The sequence below is a fragment of the Shewanella sp. SM20 genome (assembly GCF_025654545.1).
GTDB lineage: Bacteria > Pseudomonadota > Gammaproteobacteria > Enterobacterales > Shewanellaceae > Shewanella > Shewanella oncorhynchi.
Genome location: NZ_JAKKRK010000021.1, coordinates 15,484 through 33,378, shown reverse-complemented (window position 1 = coordinate 33,378; position 17,895 = coordinate 15,484). Strand labels below are relative to the sequence as shown.

The 17,895-nt window shown below is 45.2% G+C and carries 17 protein-coding genes and 1 pseudogene; 9 read left to right on the top strand and 9 right to left on the bottom strand.

Features of this window, described 5'->3' with window-relative positions:
* The first annotated feature begins 12 nt into the window (after window positions 1-12).
* The 6 genes from L5M18_RS10570 to glnG all read left to right on the top strand — a co-directional run bounded on the left by L5M18_RS10570 (window position 13) and on the right by glnG (window position 6,044).
* On the top strand, window positions 13-1,170 hold the full coding sequence (locus tag L5M18_RS10570) for an iron-containing alcohol dehydrogenase (protein ID WP_263196882.1): 1,158 nt from the start codon (window positions 13-15) through the stop codon (window positions 1,168-1,170).
* Between the two features lie 59 nt (window positions 1,171-1,229).
* The gene (locus L5M18_RS10565) at window positions 1,230-1,922 is read left to right on the top strand and encodes a type 1 glutamine amidotransferase domain-containing protein (protein ID WP_263196880.1); all 693 of its coding nucleotides are present in this window, start codon (window positions 1,230-1,232) and stop codon (window positions 1,920-1,922) included.
* Between the two features lie 133 nt (window positions 1,923-2,055).
* Window positions 2,056-2,682 carry a glutathione S-transferase family protein gene (locus L5M18_RS10560; RefSeq protein WP_168826402.1) on the top strand — a complete coding sequence of 209 codons (627 nt, stop codon included), beginning with the start codon at window positions 2,056-2,058 and terminating at the stop codon, window positions 2,680-2,682.
* A gap of 204 nt (window positions 2,683-2,886) precedes the next feature.
* Entirely contained in the window at window positions 2,887-3,393 is a 507-nt protein-coding gene (locus tag L5M18_RS10555) for a DUF4124 domain-containing protein (protein WP_263196878.1), read from the top strand.
* A 153-nt stretch (window positions 3,394-3,546) separates the two neighbouring features.
* Window positions 3,547-4,593 carry a nitrogen regulation protein NR(II) gene (glnL, locus tag L5M18_RS10550; RefSeq protein WP_105251067.1) on the top strand — a complete coding sequence of 349 codons (1,047 nt, stop codon included), beginning with the start codon at window positions 3,547-3,549 and terminating at the stop codon, window positions 4,591-4,593.
* A 38-nt stretch (window positions 4,594-4,631) separates the two neighbouring features.
* A complete protein-coding gene (gene glnG / locus L5M18_RS10545) occupies window positions 4,632-6,044 on the top strand; it encodes a nitrogen regulation protein NR(I) (protein ID WP_198572483.1) in 1,413 nt (470 codons plus the stop codon).
* A gap of 137 nt (window positions 6,045-6,181) precedes the next feature.
* On the opposite strand, the gene L5M18_RS10540 is transcribed toward glnG, so the two are convergent.
* From L5M18_RS10540 to L5M18_RS10525, 4 genes are all read right to left on the bottom strand, one after another.
* Window positions 6,182-6,733, bottom strand: a complete 552-nt coding sequence (locus L5M18_RS10540) for a porin family protein (protein ID WP_113941367.1) — start codon at window positions 6,731-6,733, stop codon at window positions 6,182-6,184.
* A 209-nt stretch (window positions 6,734-6,942) separates the two neighbouring features.
* Window positions 6,943-7,395 (bottom strand): hypothetical protein, encoded by a 453-nt coding sequence (locus L5M18_RS10535; protein WP_263140869.1) that lies wholly within the window; start codon window positions 7,393-7,395, stop codon window positions 6,943-6,945.
* Window positions 7,396-7,409: 14 nt separating this feature from the next.
* Window positions 7,410-8,300 (bottom strand): cation diffusion facilitator family transporter, encoded by an 891-nt coding sequence (locus tag L5M18_RS10530; protein WP_212600228.1) that lies wholly within the window; start codon window positions 8,298-8,300, stop codon window positions 7,410-7,412.
* A 51-nt stretch (window positions 8,301-8,351) separates the two neighbouring features.
* Window positions 8,352-8,861, bottom strand: a complete 510-nt coding sequence (locus L5M18_RS10525; RefSeq protein WP_113941370.1) for a Spy/CpxP family protein refolding chaperone — start codon at window positions 8,859-8,861, stop codon at window positions 8,352-8,354.
* Window positions 8,862-9,145: 284 nt separating this feature from the next.
* Here L5M18_RS10525 and L5M18_RS10520 point away from each other — a divergent pair, with 284 nt between their 5' ends.
* Together L5M18_RS10520 and L5M18_RS10515 are read left to right on the top strand one after the other, a co-directional pair.
* Window positions 9,146-9,832 carry a response regulator gene (locus L5M18_RS10520; protein WP_105251061.1) on the top strand — a complete coding sequence of 229 codons (687 nt, stop codon included), beginning with the start codon at window positions 9,146-9,148 and terminating at the stop codon, window positions 9,830-9,832.
* Between the two features lie 14 nt (window positions 9,833-9,846).
* Entirely contained in the window at window positions 9,847-11,196 is a 1,350-nt protein-coding gene (locus L5M18_RS10515) for an ATP-binding protein (protein ID WP_113941371.1), read from the top strand.
* Here L5M18_RS10515 and L5M18_RS10510 read toward each other — a convergent pair.
* On the bottom strand, window positions 11,180-11,833 hold the full coding sequence (locus L5M18_RS10510) for a TetR/AcrR family transcriptional regulator (RefSeq protein ID WP_212600227.1): 654 nt from the start codon (window positions 11,831-11,833) through the stop codon (window positions 11,180-11,182). The genes L5M18_RS10515 and L5M18_RS10510 overlap by 17 nt on opposite strands.
* A gap of 122 nt (window positions 11,834-11,955) precedes the next feature.
* Between L5M18_RS10510 and L5M18_RS10505 the strand changes: the two genes are divergently transcribed.
* A complete protein-coding gene (locus L5M18_RS10505; RefSeq protein ID WP_212600226.1) occupies window positions 11,956-12,798 on the top strand; it encodes a LysR family transcriptional regulator in 843 nt (280 codons plus the stop codon).
* A gap of 110 nt (window positions 12,799-12,908) precedes the next feature.
* Here the strand turns inward: L5M18_RS10505 and L5M18_RS10500 are convergent, their stop codons facing one another.
* The 4 genes and pseudogenes from L5M18_RS10500 to L5M18_RS10480 form a co-directional block, all read right to left on the bottom strand.
* Window positions 12,909-14,039 (bottom strand): hypothetical protein, encoded by a 1,131-nt coding sequence (locus L5M18_RS10500; RefSeq protein WP_263196876.1) that lies wholly within the window; start codon window positions 14,037-14,039, stop codon window positions 12,909-12,911.
* Between the two features lie 85 nt (window positions 14,040-14,124).
* Window positions 14,125-15,369: pseudogene (locus L5M18_RS10490) on the bottom strand (hypothetical protein).
* Between the two features lie 388 nt (window positions 15,370-15,757).
* Complete coding sequence (locus tag L5M18_RS10485) at window positions 15,758-16,117, bottom strand: cytochrome c3 family protein (RefSeq protein WP_212600223.1); 360 nt, start codon at window positions 16,115-16,117, stop codon at window positions 15,758-15,760.
* Between the two features lie 28 nt (window positions 16,118-16,145).
* Entirely contained in the window at window positions 16,146-17,666 is a 1,521-nt protein-coding gene (locus tag L5M18_RS10480) for a flavocytochrome c (RefSeq protein WP_263196870.1), read from the bottom strand.
* Window positions 17,667-17,895: the final 229 nt, after the last annotated feature.

Sequence of the window (17,895 nt, the reverse complement as noted above, 5' to 3'; positions counted from 1 at the left end):
ATAACATCATCCATGCTAAATTTTAACTATTACAACCCGACCCGTATCCGTTTTGGTAAAGACACTATCGCCGAAATTGATTCTCTAGTACCGAGCGATGCTAAAGTGATGATCCTCTTTGGCGGCAGCAGTGCTAGAAAAACAGGCACGTTAGACGAAGTTAAACAATCATTGGGTAATCGTTTCGTTGTCGAGTTCGATGGCATTGAGCCAAACCCAACCTATGAAACCTTAATGAAAGCCGTCGCCCAAGTGCGTGAGCAGAATATCAACTTCCTCCTCGCGGTTGGCGGTGGTTCGGTTATCGATGGCACTAAATTTGTGGCCGCTGCAGCGGTATTTGAAGGCGAACCTTGGGACATTCTCACTAGCTGGGGCGCCAATGTGACTCAAGCTATGCCTTTTGGCTCAGTGTTAACCTTACCTGCGACGGGTTCCGAAATGAACAACGCCAGCGTAGTGACCCGTAAATCACTGCAAGCTAAACTGCCATTCCGTAATGATTTGGTTTATCCACAATTCTCAATACTCGATCCGACTAAAACCTTCACCCTGCCAGAGCGCCAAGTGGCCAACGGCGTGGTTGATGCTTTTGTACATATCACAGAGCAATACCTCACTTACCCAGTTAACGCCGCCGTGCAGGACAGATTTGCCGAAGGTCTGTTACAAACCTTGATTGAGCTTGGTCCACAGGTACTAGTTCAACCCGAAGACTACGACATTCGCGCGAACTTAATGTGGGTTGCCACTATGGCACTCAACGGCACAATTGGCGTCGGCGTTCCCCACGACTGGGCAACCCATATGATTGGCCATGAACTAACTGCACTTTACGATATCGACCATGCGCGCACATTGGCAATCATACTGCCTGCCCTGCTGCAATGTACAAAAGAGGCTAAACGCGACAAGTTACTCCAGTACGCCGACCGTGTGTGGCACATCAACACAGGTACAGATGACGAGCGTATCGACGCCGCTATCGCAAAAACCAAGGCTTTCTTCGAAGCCATGGGCATACCGACACATTTATCTGCCTATGATCTCGATGCCAGCCACGTTGATGCTGTAGTGAAACAGCTTGAACTGCATGGCATGGTGGCACTCGGCGAACATGGCAACATTGACCCAACCATGAGCCGTAACATTTTGACCTTAGCCCTATAACGTCAAATGAACTAAACCCAAAGCTCACACATATTGATGTGAGCAACTTAGGTAAAGGTATGAAAATGAATATATTAATGGTACTCACGTCGCACGATAAACTCGGTGATACGGGTTTAAAAACCGGCTTTTGGCTCGAAGAATTTGCCTCACCTTTTTATGTTTTTAAAGATAAAAGTTTTGACATTACCTTAGCCTCGCCACAGGGCGGTCAACCACCACTCGATCCAAAAAGTGATGAGCCAGACTTTCAGACCGAAGCTACTGCGCGCTTTAGCAAAGATCCTGAGGCTCAAGCACTGCTAGCGAATACCACTCGCTTAAGTGAAATCAATGCAGCCGATTATGATGCGGTTTTTTATCCGGGCGGCCACGGTCCACTGTGGGATCTTGCCGAAGATAAACATTCTATCATCTTGATTGAACAGTTTTATCATGCCAATAAACCCCTAGGGCTCGTATGTCATGCGCCTGCTGCATTGCTGCACCCTAAAACCAGTGATGGTAAGCCATTGGTCAGCGGCAAGCGTGTTACCGGTTTCAGCAACTCTGAAGAAGAAGCCGTGCAACTCACTCATGTCGTGCCATTTTTGGTTGAAGACATGCTGCAGAAAAATGGTGGCAATTATATCAAAGGTGATGACTGGACAAGCTTTGTCGTCGCAGATGCACATTTGATCACAGGCCAAAATCCGGGATCATCTGAAGCCGTAGCCGACACCATAGTTGCGCAACTGAATGCGAGAGGCTAAGCGACAAATACGCGACGTTCAGCTTGAAATGAACAAAGACAGGCGCACAAGTGTGCTAAATGCGTTAAAAAGAGCTGTCGCACCATAATGGTGCGATAGCCCAAATGTACTCTCACTGTCCAAAGGAAAGCCCATGATCACCTTGCACCATCTCAATAAATCACGCTCTAAACGTATCATCTGGTTGCTAGAGGAACTCGGTCAACCCTATGAAATTAAGAGTTATCAACGTGATAGCCAGACTTTTCTCGCGCCACCCGAACTTAAGCAAATTCATCCGTTAGGCAAATCACCCGTTATCGAAATGGACGGTCAAGTGATAGCCGAATCGGGTGCGATCACCGAATATCTTATTGAAAAATATGCGGCGGATACCTTAGCCCCCGCCAGAGACAGCGCAGACTATGTCAGTTATCTGCAATGGCTACACTTTGCCGAAAGCTCAGCCATGCTGCCTTTGTTACTGCGTATGTTCGTGCAAAAGGACGGTTGTAAAACCAATTTCCTTGAAGGTTATGCTGCGATAGAAGTCAGTAAGATAAGTCATTACTTCAATGATATGTTGGCCGATAAAACCTATCTTGTTGCAGACAAGCTCACGGGTGCGGATATCATGATGTCCTTCGTCGTAGAGCTACTGGCTAACAGTGGCGATCTCGCGAAATTTGAACACATTGAACGCTATGCCACTCAATTATCCCAACATGCCGCTTGGGTCAAAGCGAGTGAGATCGAGAAACAACTCGATGCAAGCCTGTAATTGATGGATCGAATTCGGGCACATGTTAGTGCCCGAGCTTAACCCACTTTAACTAACCCCTGTTTCTGCCTCCCCATTTTCTGTCGACTTTATACCTTCTCTGTGGTGACATCCTTAACCACTTAGCGCAACAAACACCATGATTTTTGGTGTAAAAGAGACTAATCTTGATTAACTCTATCTCAAGGCTACAGGGACTTTAGCATGCGTTCACTCACACTCATCGGCTTAGTGCTATTTAGCATGTTAGCGCAAGCGACTGTTTATAAATGGGTCGATAAAGATGGCAAAGTCCATTACTCCGATGAGCCGCAGCCAAATGCCCAAGTCGTTGAGCTAAAAGATAAGACCTTAAATCAAATTGCCCTTCCCCAGCCCAGAACAGACTTAAACAGCTCAAATCAAGCAATTGAATCTATTCAATATCAAGTCAATATTACCTCTCCGACCGAAGAGGAAACCGTCAGAGATAACAATGGCGATTTCGACGTCGTTGCGACTATCACCCCAGAGCTAAAAAGTCAGTATTTGATGGCCCTAAAGCTTGATGGCAACCCCATAGGTCAGCCGCAAATTGGCGGTACCTTCAAACTCAAAAACATCGACCGAGGTGAACATACCTTAGTCGTTGACGCTTTGACTCAAAACGGCAAAGTCTTTGCATCAAGTCCACCAAGAAAGATATTTCTTCATCAAGCAGCTAAGCGTTAATGTCACTATTTGTATAGTAAAAGTTAGTATAAAAACTTTAAATACATGAAGTTAGATTAACTCCTCCTGACTAAACCGTTTGATGAAGACAAGTTGCAGCTTGCACCAGATTGGTGCACCATAGTGGTGCAACCCTATTTCTAGGAACGGTCGATGGATAAAGAGACACTGCTCAATCATTTAGTTACCGCTGTACTTGTCATAGATAAGGATCTCAAGCCTTGTTATGCCAACGCAGCAGCAGAGCAATTATTAGGTGTTGGTAGCCATAGACTCGTAGAACAAACTTTGCCTGAGCATTATCAAATCCTCGGTGTCGACGCCAAGCTATTAATGGATGCAGTAACAGCCGGCCAAGGCTTAACGGTCAATACGGCAGCACTAGTCACGCTCGATGGCCAACATCATACCGTTGATTTAACCCTTATTCCCCTCGATGACGAGGCTGAACTCAGCCTGCTCGAACTGCGCCAAGTCGACCAACAAAGACGCATTCATCAGCAGTTGAGTCAAGATGCACAGCAACAAGCGGCGCAGTTTTTGGTGCGCAACTTAGCCCATGAAATCAAGAATCCTTTAGGCGGCCTTCGCGGTGCGGCGCAGTTGTTATCGCGGGAGCTGGATGATCCGGCGCTGAAGGAATTCACTACGCTCATCATAGAGCAGGCCGATCGGCTGCGTAATTTAGTGGACCGTCTGCTCGGCCCTCAAAGGCCGACACAGCACAGTCTGCACAACATCCATCAAGTGGTGCAAAAGGTCTATAAGTTAGTTGAAATGGCGCTGCCCGCTAACATTCAGCTCAAACGGGATTACGATCCATCCATTCCCGATATCGAGATGGATCCTGACCAAATGCAGCAAGCTGTGCTGAACATTTTACAAAATGCGGTGCAGGCGCTTGAACATACGGGCGGCGAAATTTTGATCCGCACTCGCACTCAACACCAAGTCACTATAGGTTCACAGCGCCACAAGCTAGTGTTAACCCTATCGATTATCGACAATGGCCCCGGTATACCGCCTGAGCTAATGGACACATTATTTTATCCTATGGTGACAAGCCGTGAGCAAGGTTCAGGTTTAGGCCTCTCGATTGCCCATAATATTGCCCGTTTACACTCGGGAAGGATCGATTGCCTCTCCAGCGCAGGGCACACAGAATTTATCATTTCATTACCAATTTTAAGCGCTAAATAATTTCGACAGTACCTACCCATACCGTATGAGGAAGCAAGATGCGAATTAGTGAACAAGTGTGGATCCTCGACGATGACAGCTCGATACGCTGGGTACTCGAAAAGGCACTGCAAGGTGCTAAGCTCAGCACCGCCAGCTTTGCCGCCGCCGAATCCCTGTGGCAGGCATTAGAAATATCGCAGCCGCACGTGATAGTGTCGGACATCCGTATGCCCGGCACGGACGGGTTAAGCCTGCTCGAACGATTGCAAGTGCATTATCCCCATATTCCCGTGATCATTATGACAGCACACTCAGACTTAGACAGTGCAGTGAGTGCCTATCAAGCGGGCGCATTTGAGTATCTGCCTAAACCCTTCGACATCGATGAGGCTATCTCTCTGGTTGAGCGCGCACTTACCCATGCCACTGAACAGAGCCCTGCACCCGCGCAGGAAACCCAAGTCAAAACACCCGAAATCATAGGTGAAGCGCCAGCGATGCAGGAAGTGTTTCGCGCCATAGGCAGGCTTTCACGCTCATCGATCAGCGTGCTGATCAATGGTCAATCGGGTACGGGAAAAGAGTTAGTGGCTGGCGCTTTACACAAGCACAGCCCACGTAAAGATAAGCCGTTTATCGCGCTGAACATGGCAGCGATCCCTAAGGATTTGATCGAATCTGAGCTATTCGGCCACGAAAAAGGTGCCTTCACTGGCGCAGCCAATGTCCGCCAAGGTCGCTTCGAACAAGCAAACGGTGGCACGCTCTTTTTAGATGAAATCGGCGATATGCCGTTAGACGTACAAACACGGTTACTCAGAGTGCTCGCCGATGGCCAGTTCTACCGCGTCGGTGGTCATAATGCGGTGCAAGTCGATGTGCGTATCATAGCGGCGACCCACCAAGATCTTGAATTATTAGTGCAAAAAGGCGGCTTTAGGGAAGATTTGTTCCATCGCCTCAACGTGATCCGCGTGCACTTGCCGCCACTGTCACAAAGACGGGAAGACATTCCCCAGCTCGCCACCCATTTTCTCGCCTCTGCAGCAAAGGAAATTGGCGTAGAAACTAAAATAATGACCAAGGAAACCGCGGTAAAACTCTCCCAATTACCTTGGCCCGGTAATGTCCGACAACTCGAAAACACCTGTCGTTGGTTAACCGTAATGGCATCGGGGCAAGAAATTTTACCCCAAGATTTACCGCCAGAATTACTGAAAGACCCTGTGAGTGTCACCCACACGGCGAAAGGCAGCCAAGATTGGCAATCGGCACTGACTGAGTGGATAGATCAAAAACTCTCGGAAGGAAACAGCGATCTGTTAACTGAGGTGCAGCCCGCATTCGAACGCATACTGCTAGAAACGGCGCTGCGCCATACTCAAGGCCATAAACAGGAAGCGGCGAAACGTTTAGGCTGGGGACGAAATACCTTAACGCGGAAATTAAAAGAACTGTCGATGGATTGAGTAGATAAAATAACGTTCTCATCAAGGCTAACTATACAAACGCATTAACCTTAAGCAACAAAAAAGGGATATTCACATATCCCTTTTTTATATCTAGATTGTGCTAACTAACATGACGACCACTAGCCCAAGCAGAATTAGAACTGATAATGCAGACCCACAGCAAACTGTTTAATATCAGTGTCGATATCTATAGAGTTGTGACGATCTGCTTCTAGATCACCCGTAGTCACATCGTAGCTTACGCGGATATTTAAGTGCTCTGTTACCGCAGCATTAACGCCAACACCATAGGTCCAACCGAAACCGGTGAAGTCTTCATCATCGGAGCCGTCATCAATCACCAGCGCCATAGAAGCGATGCCCACTTTCGCATAAGCAGAGAAGATATCATTGATTTGTGCGGTAAATTTAGGCGTGAAGCTTAATGCGCCGGCACCTATATCAACATCTCTGTCGCCAAGATCTCCAGTGGCGAACAGGTTGGCTTCTAAACCAAACCACTCATTGAAGTTGTAACCACCGTAAACGCCAAAGCCAGTACCCGACTCTGATTCATCTAAAACATCGACAGTCACTTTATTGAGGGCTCCGCCCACATAAAAGCCAGTTGTGTCGGTTGCAGCAGAGACTTGAGTCGCCAGAAATGCAGACAATAAAGCAGCGGCAACAATTGATAATTTTTTCATCATAATTCCCTAATGATTTAACGAAAGTATTAAACGGCGTGGATATTACAATAAGCAGATCTGGGGTGTCATCGTTTAAATGAGCAAAACACTAGCCGTACAGCATTTATTCAGCTTGAGTCAAAAACGAAAGCTATAGTTGATATTTATAGAGGGAAATCATACTCACTTTAGACATTATCTTTTTATATCTAAAATCATTAACGGCTTTAACTTAGCACCCGCAACAATCCTATAAAACTTGCATATAGCCAACGGATGAGGGAACGACGCCTTCTCACATCCAAACATTCGGATACGACAACTCTGCCAGACGCCACACAAGTAATACGTGTACGCCAAAGAAATAATGGCCAGACATGGACTCGATAAGCTTGGTTAGCAATGTCGAGCTCAATTTTCTGCGGTAAGTAATAAAGATGTTTACGCAGGACTAACTGACTCCAAGCTCCCGCTATCACAGGAGATACGGTACTATCTGCTTGATTTACTATCGAAGGTTTCTGTTCCATTAGGAGCGTGATTTCTGCATTCACAGGAATGCTAACGTCAGAAACCACAAATTCGGCTATCAACTCAAAGCGAGTCGATAGCCTATGATAGCGGCATATCAATCGAGTGGAATGATCCCATCTGTGACTTTGCTTCTGCATCCATGCCATAGCTTGCCCTTCATTTATGTTTCGTTTACATCAGGTTTAACCGGATCTTGGTGAATAATAACCTCGGCATCTTCGAAGGCAGCTTTGACTCTTATTCCTGTCGTGTCGGCAATACTGTGGGCTTCATTCAAACTCAAATTACCATCGAGTTCTAAATGAAATTGAATAAAAACAGTTTTGCCGGCTTGACGAGTGCGTAAATCATGCAGCCCTTGCACCCGTGGATCTTCCATCGCGATTTGCGTAATTTGCTGGCGAGTTTCTTCGTCTAGCTCTCTGTCTAACAAGGCTTGAATTGAGCGATAACCTAAGCCAAAGGCTTGATGACCAATATAAAATGCAATCATTACCGCAAATAAACCGTCAGCCCACCACCAACCGTATTGCGCTAATACTAGTGCCAACAATACCGCACCATTAAGGAATAAATCTGATTTATAGTGCAGCGAATCAGCTTCAACCACAGTACTTTTTGTCGCCGCTAATGCGCGTTTCTGCAACATGACTAAAGCTAACGTCATCACAATCGCTATGATAGAAACAACTACACCTATGGTGGCATTTTCAACCGGAACAGGTGTTAATAGACGCTCACCACCATAGAACAGTAATAAAAATGCGGAGCCCATAATAAAGGCGGATTGCGCTAGAGACGCTAACGGCTCAGCCTTACCATGACCATATCTGTGGTCATGATCCGGCGGCACAAGCGCGTAACGAATGGCAATAAAATTGATAATAGAAGCGAGAGCATCGGCAAAGGAATCCGTCAAAGATGCCAACATACTGGCAGAGCCGGAATAAAGCCAAGCGAACATCTTGATAAGAATAAGGATCAAAGCGGTAGCCACGGAAGCGCGGCTAGCCAGTTTGACCCAAAAATCATATTGGGAAGTTTGAGTCATAAGGGATCTATCTTGGGAAGCTATGACCCTATTGTATATCAGCTAAGACGCTTAACCGCGAGGTTCTTTACCAGCTTGTGCTTCAAATCGCGCTTTAAACTTAGCTTGCTGCTCTGGTGTCAGCAGATTAAATATTTGATTATGCAGCTTCATACGCTCAATGGCTTGAGTTTGACGCTGCTCTTGCTGCGCACTCATCAGTGCCTTTGCTTGTGTTTCATCAAAACTAGGCGCGGTAATTAAGGCCTGCATCTCAGTGCGATGGGCCAAGCGTTCCTCTTTCGTTGGACGATTATCAGCGCGCGTGGCTTTCTGATCGGCAAACAACTTTTTGACGTCAGCTTTCTGGGCATCCGTTAAATCGAGCCCTTCAAACATACGATGCATGCCACCGTGGTCCATATGTCGGCCGCCATGTTCCATGCGGTCGCCTTTATGGAATTCAGATTTAGAGAAGTCGCAGCCAGCATCCTTAGGTGCAGCATTAACTGCCGTCGCGAAAACCGCAGAACTCGCTAGAATGGCAAACAGGCTCGCTTTCAAAGGTGATAATGTTTTCATAGTGTTAACCTCGATGGTTCAACTTTAATATGGCAATTAATAAGACACAGTGACGACCCTTTTAAGCCGAGTCACTTTCGACCCTTCCAGTCTAAACCCCTATATGTAAGTGAGGGCGTTGCCTGAGTAAATCACTGTAAAGTTGCGGCAATAACTCTATTCTTTACTTTGGCTTACATTGCTACACAGCAATTGACATCAAAACAGGTATACTCAGCCAAAGCGCTAAAAGTGTCTATGATAAACAGGCACATGAGGCCACATTACAGAGATTAAGGAACAGTATGAGTCGGATATTATTAATCGATGACGATCTGGGGTTATCTGAGCTACTAGGGCAACTGCTCGAGTTAGAAGGGTTTCAATTAACCTTGGCCTACGACGGTAAACAAGGTTTAGATCTGGCACTGACCGCAGATTACGATCTGATCCTACTCGATGTCATGCTACCTAAATTAAACGGTTTTGAAGTGCTACGCGCACTGCGCCAACATAAACAAACCCCAGTATTAATGCTGACCGCTCGCGGCGATGAAATCGATCGCGTAGTTGGGCTTGAAATCGGCGCCGATGATTATCTGCCAAAGCCGTTTAATGACAGAGAGTTAATCGCCCGTATCCGCGCCATTATTCGTCGTTCGAACTTAACAACCCAAGAAATCCATGCCGCGCCCGCCCAAGAGTTTGGCGATCTACGCTTAGATCCATCGCGCCAAGAAGCTTACTGTAATGAGCAATTAATCATACTCACAGGCACTGAATTCACTCTGCTGCACACCCTAGCACTGCATGCTGGAGAGTTGATGAACAAGGAAGAGTTAAACGAGAAAGTGCTCGGCAAAAAACTCATGCCCTTCGATCGCAGCTTAGACATGCATTTATCGAATCTACGTAAAAAACTCCCCGAGCGTAGCGATGGTCGGCCAAGGGTGAAAACCATCCGTGGCAAAGGTTATATTTGGCTCCCATAACGGCGGTATCGACTGTGCCTAATCGTTTATTTATCAAATTATTGCTCGGATTTTGGCTTTGCAGCTCGCTAATCATCGCCTTAGTGGGTCTGTTACCATTGCTACAACAAAATCACGACCGTGCACCACTACCACCTCACCTTGAAAAAGTCCTATCGACGATAGCTAAGCGCATTCAAGAAAACCCCGCCTTGCTGGAATCCGATTTTCTTCGGCGCTGGGAAAGACACAGAGACATGGAAGGCAAACCTCTGCGGGTCTATCTTGTCAACAGCCAAGGCCAAGTGATCAACACCCACAGGGTGAGTCGCGGTGTACGCAGCTTTATGCTGATGGCAGATGAAGAAAAACAACCGATTAGCCATCAGTTTAAAGATGAGCTGGTGTTTGGTCCCTATCAATTTAATCTGGGCGCTGAAACGTATTCACTTTATGGCCGCCTACCGGATAATCATCCACGGCCTTGGTTCTTCTTCTTCGCCGAAAATAAGTTATTAACCTTAAGCCTAGCGATTTTCCTTTCGGGATTATTATGTGGCTTGCTCGCGTGGCATTTAGGTAAGGCATTAAATTCACTTAAAAAGAGTGCTAATGCCCTCGCAGAGGGCGACTTAAGTCACCGAGTCGATAAGTCCACCACTCAGCGCAACGATGAAATTGGTCAGCTCGCCACGGCTTTTAACAGCATGGCCGACTCCATCGAAGCTATGGTGAATAATCAGCAGCGGCTCATGGGGGATATTTCCCATGAACTACGCACCCCATTGACGCGGCTACAGTTATCCCTAGCCCTCGCACGTAAAAAAGGTCAGCAGACCACAGAAACGGAACGCATAGGTTATGAAGCTGAGCAACTCGAAAAGCTTATCAGTGAATTGTTAGAACTCTCGCGGGTCAAGCTCAGTACTAACGAAACCAAAGTACATTTAGGCTTGGCCGAATCCCTGAGCCAAGTTTTAGACGATGCGGAATTTGAAGCAGAACAGCAAGGTAAAAGCATTACTATCGATATCGATGAAGAAATTGAGTTAGCACATTTTCCTAAATCACTTTCCCGCGCGATTGAAAACCTGCTGCGTAACGCGATCCGTTATGCCGCAAGCGATATTCACCTGCAAGCGAGTGCGACGGCTGATCAAGTACAAATTACCATAAAAGACGATGGTCCAGGCATAGATGCCGCCGAACTCGATGCCATTTTTAAACCTTTCTACCGCCCCGACTCGGCAAGACAGAGAGAAAGCGGTGGCTGGGGACTTGGGCTGGCAATCACTGAAGCGGCGATTACCGCCCACAAAGGTAAGATTAAAGCCGAGAACCGTATACCAACGGGCCTTAAAGTGACGATTACACTGCCGAAATAGCCGATATACAGGGTAAATGTGACAACCAATGAACAAATGCTGACTTAGTTGGAATACGCTTATCTGAATGCCCCATTAACTGACTTAACGCATAACTAAATTGACAATAGAGTTGTATATCATCCGCTTTTCTATTGGAGTCGTCACTGTTGATCATAGCGCCACGAAGATAGTCCATGACTAATTCAGCTCGATTAAATCCAGATACATCACCGATTTCTGAAATAGTTAGCCGATTCCAGCGGTTGTATTCGACTGATAATTTTTCAAAGCGCTGTCGATAATTACTAGTCGTTTGCAATAACAAGGCCTGATTTGGCATTACTCGCTCAATCACGAACCGCTGTTGCGATAATACTTGATGAAGGCGGTAACAGTGATGATATAAAAAGCGTATAAAAGGGTCAGGATAACGCAATACATCTTGCTTAGCGGCAACTAACCACTCATCGTATTGAGCACATGCAATCGCAACCACAAGATCCGCTTCAGTTGTAAAGTGATTGTATATTGTGCCTTTCGATATTTGACTCGCCTCTACCAAATGAGAACGACATAAATCAAACGTTTTATGACCTCTTAAACTACGCTGTGCAACTTGTATCAAATAATCACTCCTTTGCTCCCAGCTACTCATACCGACCTCGTCACATTTCAACAAACAAAAAGGTTGCAACTTCACAATCAAACGATAACAGAGTTTAGAGTCAGCCTATATTGAGTAATACTGATACCACTATGAATAAACTAGGTAGCTAGATGCTAAAAATAGAATTACTTGAGAGTTTTATTGCAGTAGCAGAATGTGGCAACATGTCTAAAGCTGCCGACAAAGTCTGTCGCACTCAATCAACCTTGAGCTTACAAATTAAGAAGCTTGAGGAAGTGGTCGGCCAATCTTTATTGCTAAGGGATAACAAAGGTACGACATTAACAGAGTCCGGTTCGACCCTGTTAAATTACGCCTATAAAATGATGCAACTTAACTCGCAAGCTATTCATGAATTGAAAGACAGCCAAAATAAAGAAGTGATCCGGCTAGGAGTGCCTACTGACTATATTACATGCTATTTAAACAGCTGCTTACTGGAGTTTATCCGAGAGTTTACTTGTATCGAATTGGTCATTGATACTGACGTCAGTGGCAACCTTTATAAACGGTTGCAACAAGGTGAATTTGATCTGATCGTTGCTACCCACTGGCAAGCCCCTGCCAACGGAGAGTTGCTGTTTACACGCCGCTTTCATTGGGCAGCCGCAAAGTATGGTCAAGCGCATAAACGCAATACCGTTCCAATGGCGCTCTATCCCGAAAACTGCCCTATCCGAGCTCAGGTGTTTGCCAACCATCAGCTGTCAATGCGTCCAATCAATGTCTTACTGTCGACGCCTTCCCCCCATGCTCTGTGTATGGCAGTTGAAAATGACTTAGCCATCGCACCTATTGCAGAATTTAGGATCAATGAGCATATGCAAATATTGAATCCATACGAACATGGCTTGCCACCGTTACCCGAATTTAACGAATCCCTTTATCTCAATCCTGAAACGCAAACAGACGCCACAATGCAATTGATTACCTTGATTAAAGCAAATGTGTAACACTTTGCTAATGCTGTTAACTAGTCTGCGTGTAATGGCAAACGTATTTGAAAAAATGCCAACCCTAAGGTTGGCATTTTTATAACAGCGACAAAGTCTGTTAGATCTGCTTAGAAATAGTAACCAAAATTGATATTAACCCGCTTATCCCAACTGTCCCCCATTTCAGGCAACCCGACATGGCCGTTATCCCGAGTCGAGGCATACATATTTTTACCCATAATGAAATCAATCATAGTGTAAGTTGGGCCAGCAGAAATGGCACAGCCAGTAACATTTTGATAACTGGTATCAAAGCTGTCATCGGCAACATCCGGTGTCACCATACCGAAATCATTATAAAACTTCAGACTGCCCCAATCGGTCGTTACTGTCTTAGCTATATTTACGCTGTATGCCTGCGCTTTAGATGCAATCTCATACTGCCAATTGTAGGCTGCCACAGCGATCTTATTGCTGTCGACTGCATCGGCGGCGTCATATTCATATTGCATTGCTTGCAGTTGTAGGTTCCAGCCTTTATAACTACTGTCCATGTGGAGTGCTATGGCATAACGGTCACCATTGTTGCCAGTCTTGTTGTTATAGATCTGGCCATACTCAATCGACGCCCCCATCTGGGTTTTACCACCTTCGTAGCTCGTTTCATAAGTCTGGCGAAGATTTAACTGGTTAGTCTCTTCGTTGTTGTACTCGGTACCGTTGACTGCTCCACTATACAGATCGGTTGAATAGCGATCTGCGCGACCTGCCCCATATTCAGCATTCTTATAAAAGGCCATTTCAGTGCCCCAGGCACCACTCGAATACACCCCTTTAACACCCAAATCATAATCATCTTCGAAGCCTAGGTAATAAGGCACACCAAACCAGAAGCTATTAGAGATAAAACCTGGGTTGCCAAAAGGCACTTGGTTAACACCGAACTGCAGTTGCCACTCAGGGGTTAACTCATAAAAACCATAACCATAACGTAGTGCCTGCCAACCATCATAAAAGCGATATTCACTCGCTAAGCCCCATTCTCCCAGTTTACCGTTGAATTTAATCGCCGCCATGTCAAAAGCAAGGTCGCCAGCTTTGTCTTTTGAGCTCTCACTATAGTCTTTATAGGCATAATTCATCCTGACAGTACCAGCAACATCTATACCGTCTTGTTGTTCTTGTGCCGGTACTATTCCAGTCGTTAATGCCATTGGTATCATTGCAGCAACAAAAGACAAATTTAACTTTTTCATCATCTCACCTTTTAATTTTAATTGCCGTACGCCTTAGGTACACGGCACAAGCTTATATCGCCTTATACTTGGCCGTATTACGTAGTCGTTACCATTTCAAATGAGTCAGATCACACTGAATGACTTCATCTTTATTGGCTGGCGTACCAGGATTTTGTGCTGATTCGCAAAGCAGTGTGGTTCCATAATCATTACGCTTGTCATGGGCATTACTTCTTGCCCAGACAGAAACTATGGCTCTCTCTTCTGGCTTAGCTTCACAGCTACCATCAATATCGAATGCGTGTATTGTGTTTTCGTGGAAATACATCAGGGGGTCTTGGTCGTAACTTCCTGCTCACCACATCGTGTGGCCATTATGTTGTGCAGCATCAAACTGTACTCGACGCATCGTGGCATCTTTCTTGACTGTTTTTACTAGAGGTGAGTCTGCACGAACTGCAAAACTCTTAAACTGATTGGTACATGCTGGCACGCGCATGTTGTAGTACATCTCTGAGATAGCGTGATTATGGTAGGGGTAAAGCGTATCGACTGACTGTACTGTCATACCAACTTCGGCACCTACCTTTTCGCCATTGATCTCATCGATACGCAGCAGTCCCCAATGACCGAAGATCTCAGCGTAGGCGTAGCCACCGCGAATGTTGTTGAAGTTCTTGTCGTTACGCTTACTCTCCTCGGCATACATAGGGAACCAGCCTGCGGCTGCCCACAGATTGGGCAGAGCGTTAGCGCTGATGTCATAAGGGAATACCGAAGGCATCTTCACTTCATCACCAGTGACCATCTTATAGAAATTATTAGTGAAGGTTTTACCTAATTTCTGCACCTCTTCATTGGTCACCTTCGTCTTAAAGAATTCATCAAAAGTTGTACGCTTAAAGTGCTGCGCAACAGGTGAGTTCTTGGTTAATTCACCACCGGGGTTATAGATCCAGTTAACCTCTTCACGGACACCAAAACATTGCTTGGCCTTATCGGCGTTGTTGATCACCTGATAGATGTTTTTCACCATCAGCTTCATATCGCGGCGATCCATAATGCACATCTTTTGACCACCTTGGGTCGAATCGATCATGGCCTCATCTGAATTCAGACAATGACTGTTTTCGCCGTTAGTTAAAGCTATGGCATAAGCTTTTAGATAAGTTAGCGTCTCATCCCAAAGCATATTGACATACCTCTGATCGGCCTTTGAATAGGTTACTGGCTCACCCAGACACTTAAATTGTGCATTATCAATTTCACTCTGATCTAAGAAGTCAGGTAAGTCAGCAGCCATCGCCCCATTTACCGCAAACAATGACAACGCAATAATTGTCTTTTTCATTCATCTCTCCCTTATTTACATATTATTTTTCACCACTTTCTGGAGTGGAATAATATGCTTGGAATCCATTCCAAAAATTTAACCGGCACTGATTTGCAACAATTTAACAGCAGAAAACACCATTTAACCCACAAAACAGATAACAAATCGTTTATAAATGAAAAATATGGAATTAAATGGAAAAAAGCCCCTTAGCCATGACAACCAAGGAGCATATTAAGCGAAACGGTTAACAGTAAATTGTCTTTGCAGGGATAATAAAACCGCCAATGTTGCTAAACATTTTTCACAAGTTAAGAGGAGCCAACAACTTGTAATCCTAAAAATAAGGGGGAGAGCTAAGGTTAGGGATAGCCCATGATCAACATGGGCCTCTCACTAAGAGATCTTATTCTTTATGCTTGTCATACTTAAACGTATGACAGTTACTGCATAATGGCTTTTTAGCTTTATGCTCGCCATGACACTCTTGGCAAGGCAGTTCTTTGCCATAATGAAGGTTATTATGTGGGTTTTGCCACTTATCCTCTTCACTACGAGCAGTTTGCTCAGCTAACTTATCCAGATCGTGACATTGCAAACAAGCTTGGTCTGACGGAAATTGCTTTATACCGTTGTCATGGCAAGCCTTGCAGTCTTTACCAATTACATCTTTATGATAGTCTCGAAGTTCAACAGCCTGAGTTGATAGCGATAGCGTCGGTAAACACCCCAATACCAGCGCGAATACTATGGTTAATTTATTCATGGTTTATTCCTCGTATTATCGGGTAAATTTAGACGTTCATGATGCTGCGAGCTGCCGTCATACCCATCACCATACATTCAGGAATAGAGCAACTACCAAGACGGCTCACCCCATGAATACCACCACAAACTTCTCCTGCAGCATAAAGTCCAGGGATTGGCTTACCAGTTAAACTATCTTTAACCTCTGCCTTTGTTGTCACTTGGACACCACCTTGGCAGTAATGCACTTTCGGCCATAAACGAACGACGGTAAATGGAGCTTTAATGTATTTATCTTTAGCCTTCGCCATGTTCTTGCCAAACTGTTTATCAATACCCGTTTTGACATAATTGTTATATTCTTCAATTTGCGCCTTTAATGGCTCAAGTGGTACACCAAAGTGTTTCGCTAATTCATCAAGCGTATCGAACTTCCAGCCCACATTATATTTAAGAACTTTAGCAGTATTAGGATGCTGTTTAGAATCTTTGAAGCTGGTGATTAAAATGGGCGGTAGTGGCTCACCTTTAGTATCACGACACGCCAATTCTGCATCTGCTCGGGTTTTCCGATCAGCAATCTCATCCATAAAGCGCTTACCTGTCATGCAGTTAATTGCAATGGAGTGCGGGAAGTTAAAGATTGAATAATTTGAGACATACCCAAACCCACCCTCATCTGGAGATGCCCATGGGCCTGATTGAATATGTGCAAGATGCACAGGCACAGCCCCTAAACGGAACATCTCCAACATGCCTTCACCAGTAGCGCCAGGTATGTTGGTGCAACCCACTTCGGAAGTAAGGGTAGGATCTTGTGCCATGCGCAAATCAATGTTCTGTGCAAAACCACCTGTTGCCATAATTACGCCACGTTTAGCGCGAATATTTAGCACTTTCCCAGGTTGATCTTCACCAAAATGATAGTTCTCACGCATTTTCACGCCGACAACATTACCCTTTTCACCTAATAAGAAGCCTTCGAACTTAGAACGGTTATGAGTCCGTACACCGATTCTCTGACACTCTTTTAACAATGGCTGAGTAATACCTGCACCACAACTCACGCTTGTCTGGTAAGTACGCGCAACGGAATGACCACCTAACTGCTGCAAATATGGATGGTATTCAGATCCAGCATCTAACGTCATTTGCAATGCTTCTACGGCATGTGAGGCTACGTGCTGTAATAAGCTCTCGTCAGCAATGCCGCGGCCAGAGGCAATTTGATCCGCAACCATTTTTTCAACTGAATCTTCCACCCCTTCTTTTTTCTGCATTGGTGTGCCTGGGGCAGCGAATAAACCACCATTGATTGCAGAATTACCACCGAAGTAAGACATTTTCTCGAAAATGTGTACATCTTTTGCGCCCTTGCGCGTCGCTTCAATTGCAGCCGCTAATCCAGCAAAACCTGAACCCACGATTAGAATTTCAATCTCTTTATCCCACTTAATACCGTCAGCTTTCTCAGAAACTGCCATCGCAGGCGATACCATTGCTACGCCAGTAGCGGCACCTAAACCTTTGATAAAATTACGGCGTCCTAGCAGATTTGCGTTACTCATCTGTCATCACCCTTGTTGTTTTAATAGACATAAACATCATAACGATGGAATGCATTCCAAAACGTGAGTGCATCAAGAGTTGCCTCCGCTACAAATAAACAACATGGCAGAAACATTAACCAACTTCAGTTTTGTCTAAAAAAATGACTTAAACTGCATTATGGAAACCATTCCAAATGGTGAATTCAAAACAGAGTGAAAACTAAATAGACATAAATCCGCTTTATGA

Coding starts and splice junctions, on each gene's coding strand:
- L5M18_RS10570 (WP_263196882.1), top strand. CDS start 13: ATGCTAAATTTTAACTATTACAACCCGACCCGTATCCGTTTTGGTAAA.
- L5M18_RS10565 (WP_263196880.1), top strand. CDS start 1,230: ATGAAAATGAATATATTAATGGTACTCACGTCGCACGATAAACTCGGT.
- L5M18_RS10560 (WP_168826402.1), top strand. CDS start 2,056: ATGATCACCTTGCACCATCTCAATAAATCACGCTCTAAACGTATCATC.
- L5M18_RS10555 (WP_263196878.1), top strand. CDS start 2,887: ATGCGTTCACTCACACTCATCGGCTTAGTGCTATTTAGCATGTTAGCG.
- glnL (WP_105251067.1), top strand. CDS start 3,547: ATGGATAAAGAGACACTGCTCAATCATTTAGTTACCGCTGTACTTGTC.
- glnG (WP_198572483.1), top strand. CDS start 4,632: ATGCGAATTAGTGAACAAGTGTGGATCCTCGACGATGACAGCTCGATA.
- L5M18_RS10540 (WP_113941367.1), bottom strand. CDS start 6,733: ATGAAAAAATTATCAATTGTTGCCGCTGCTTTATTGTCTGCATTTCTG.
- L5M18_RS10535 (WP_263140869.1), bottom strand. CDS start 7,395: ATGGCATGGATGCAGAAGCAAAGTCACAGATGGGATCATTCCACTCGA.
- L5M18_RS10530 (WP_212600228.1), bottom strand. CDS start 8,300: ATGACTCAAACTTCCCAATATGATTTTTGGGTCAAACTGGCTAGCCGC.
- L5M18_RS10525 (WP_113941370.1), bottom strand. CDS start 8,861: ATGAAAACATTATCACCTTTGAAAGCGAGCCTGTTTGCCATTCTAGCG.
- L5M18_RS10520 (WP_105251061.1), top strand. CDS start 9,146: ATGAGTCGGATATTATTAATCGATGACGATCTGGGGTTATCTGAGCTA.
- L5M18_RS10510 (WP_212600227.1), bottom strand. CDS start 11,833: ATGAGTAGCTGGGAGCAAAGGAGTGATTATTTGATACAAGTTGCACAG.
- L5M18_RS10505 (WP_212600226.1), top strand. CDS start 11,956: ATGCTAAAAATAGAATTACTTGAGAGTTTTATTGCAGTAGCAGAATGT.
- L5M18_RS10500 (WP_263196876.1), bottom strand. CDS start 14,039: ATGATGAAAAAGTTAAATTTGTCTTTTGTTGCTGCAATGATACCAATG.
- L5M18_RS10485 (WP_212600223.1), bottom strand. CDS start 16,117: ATGAATAAATTAACCATAGTATTCGCGCTGGTATTGGGGTGTTTACCG.
- L5M18_RS10480 (WP_263196870.1), bottom strand. CDS start 17,666: ATGAGTAACGCAAATCTGCTAGGACGCCGTAATTTTATCAAAGGTTTA.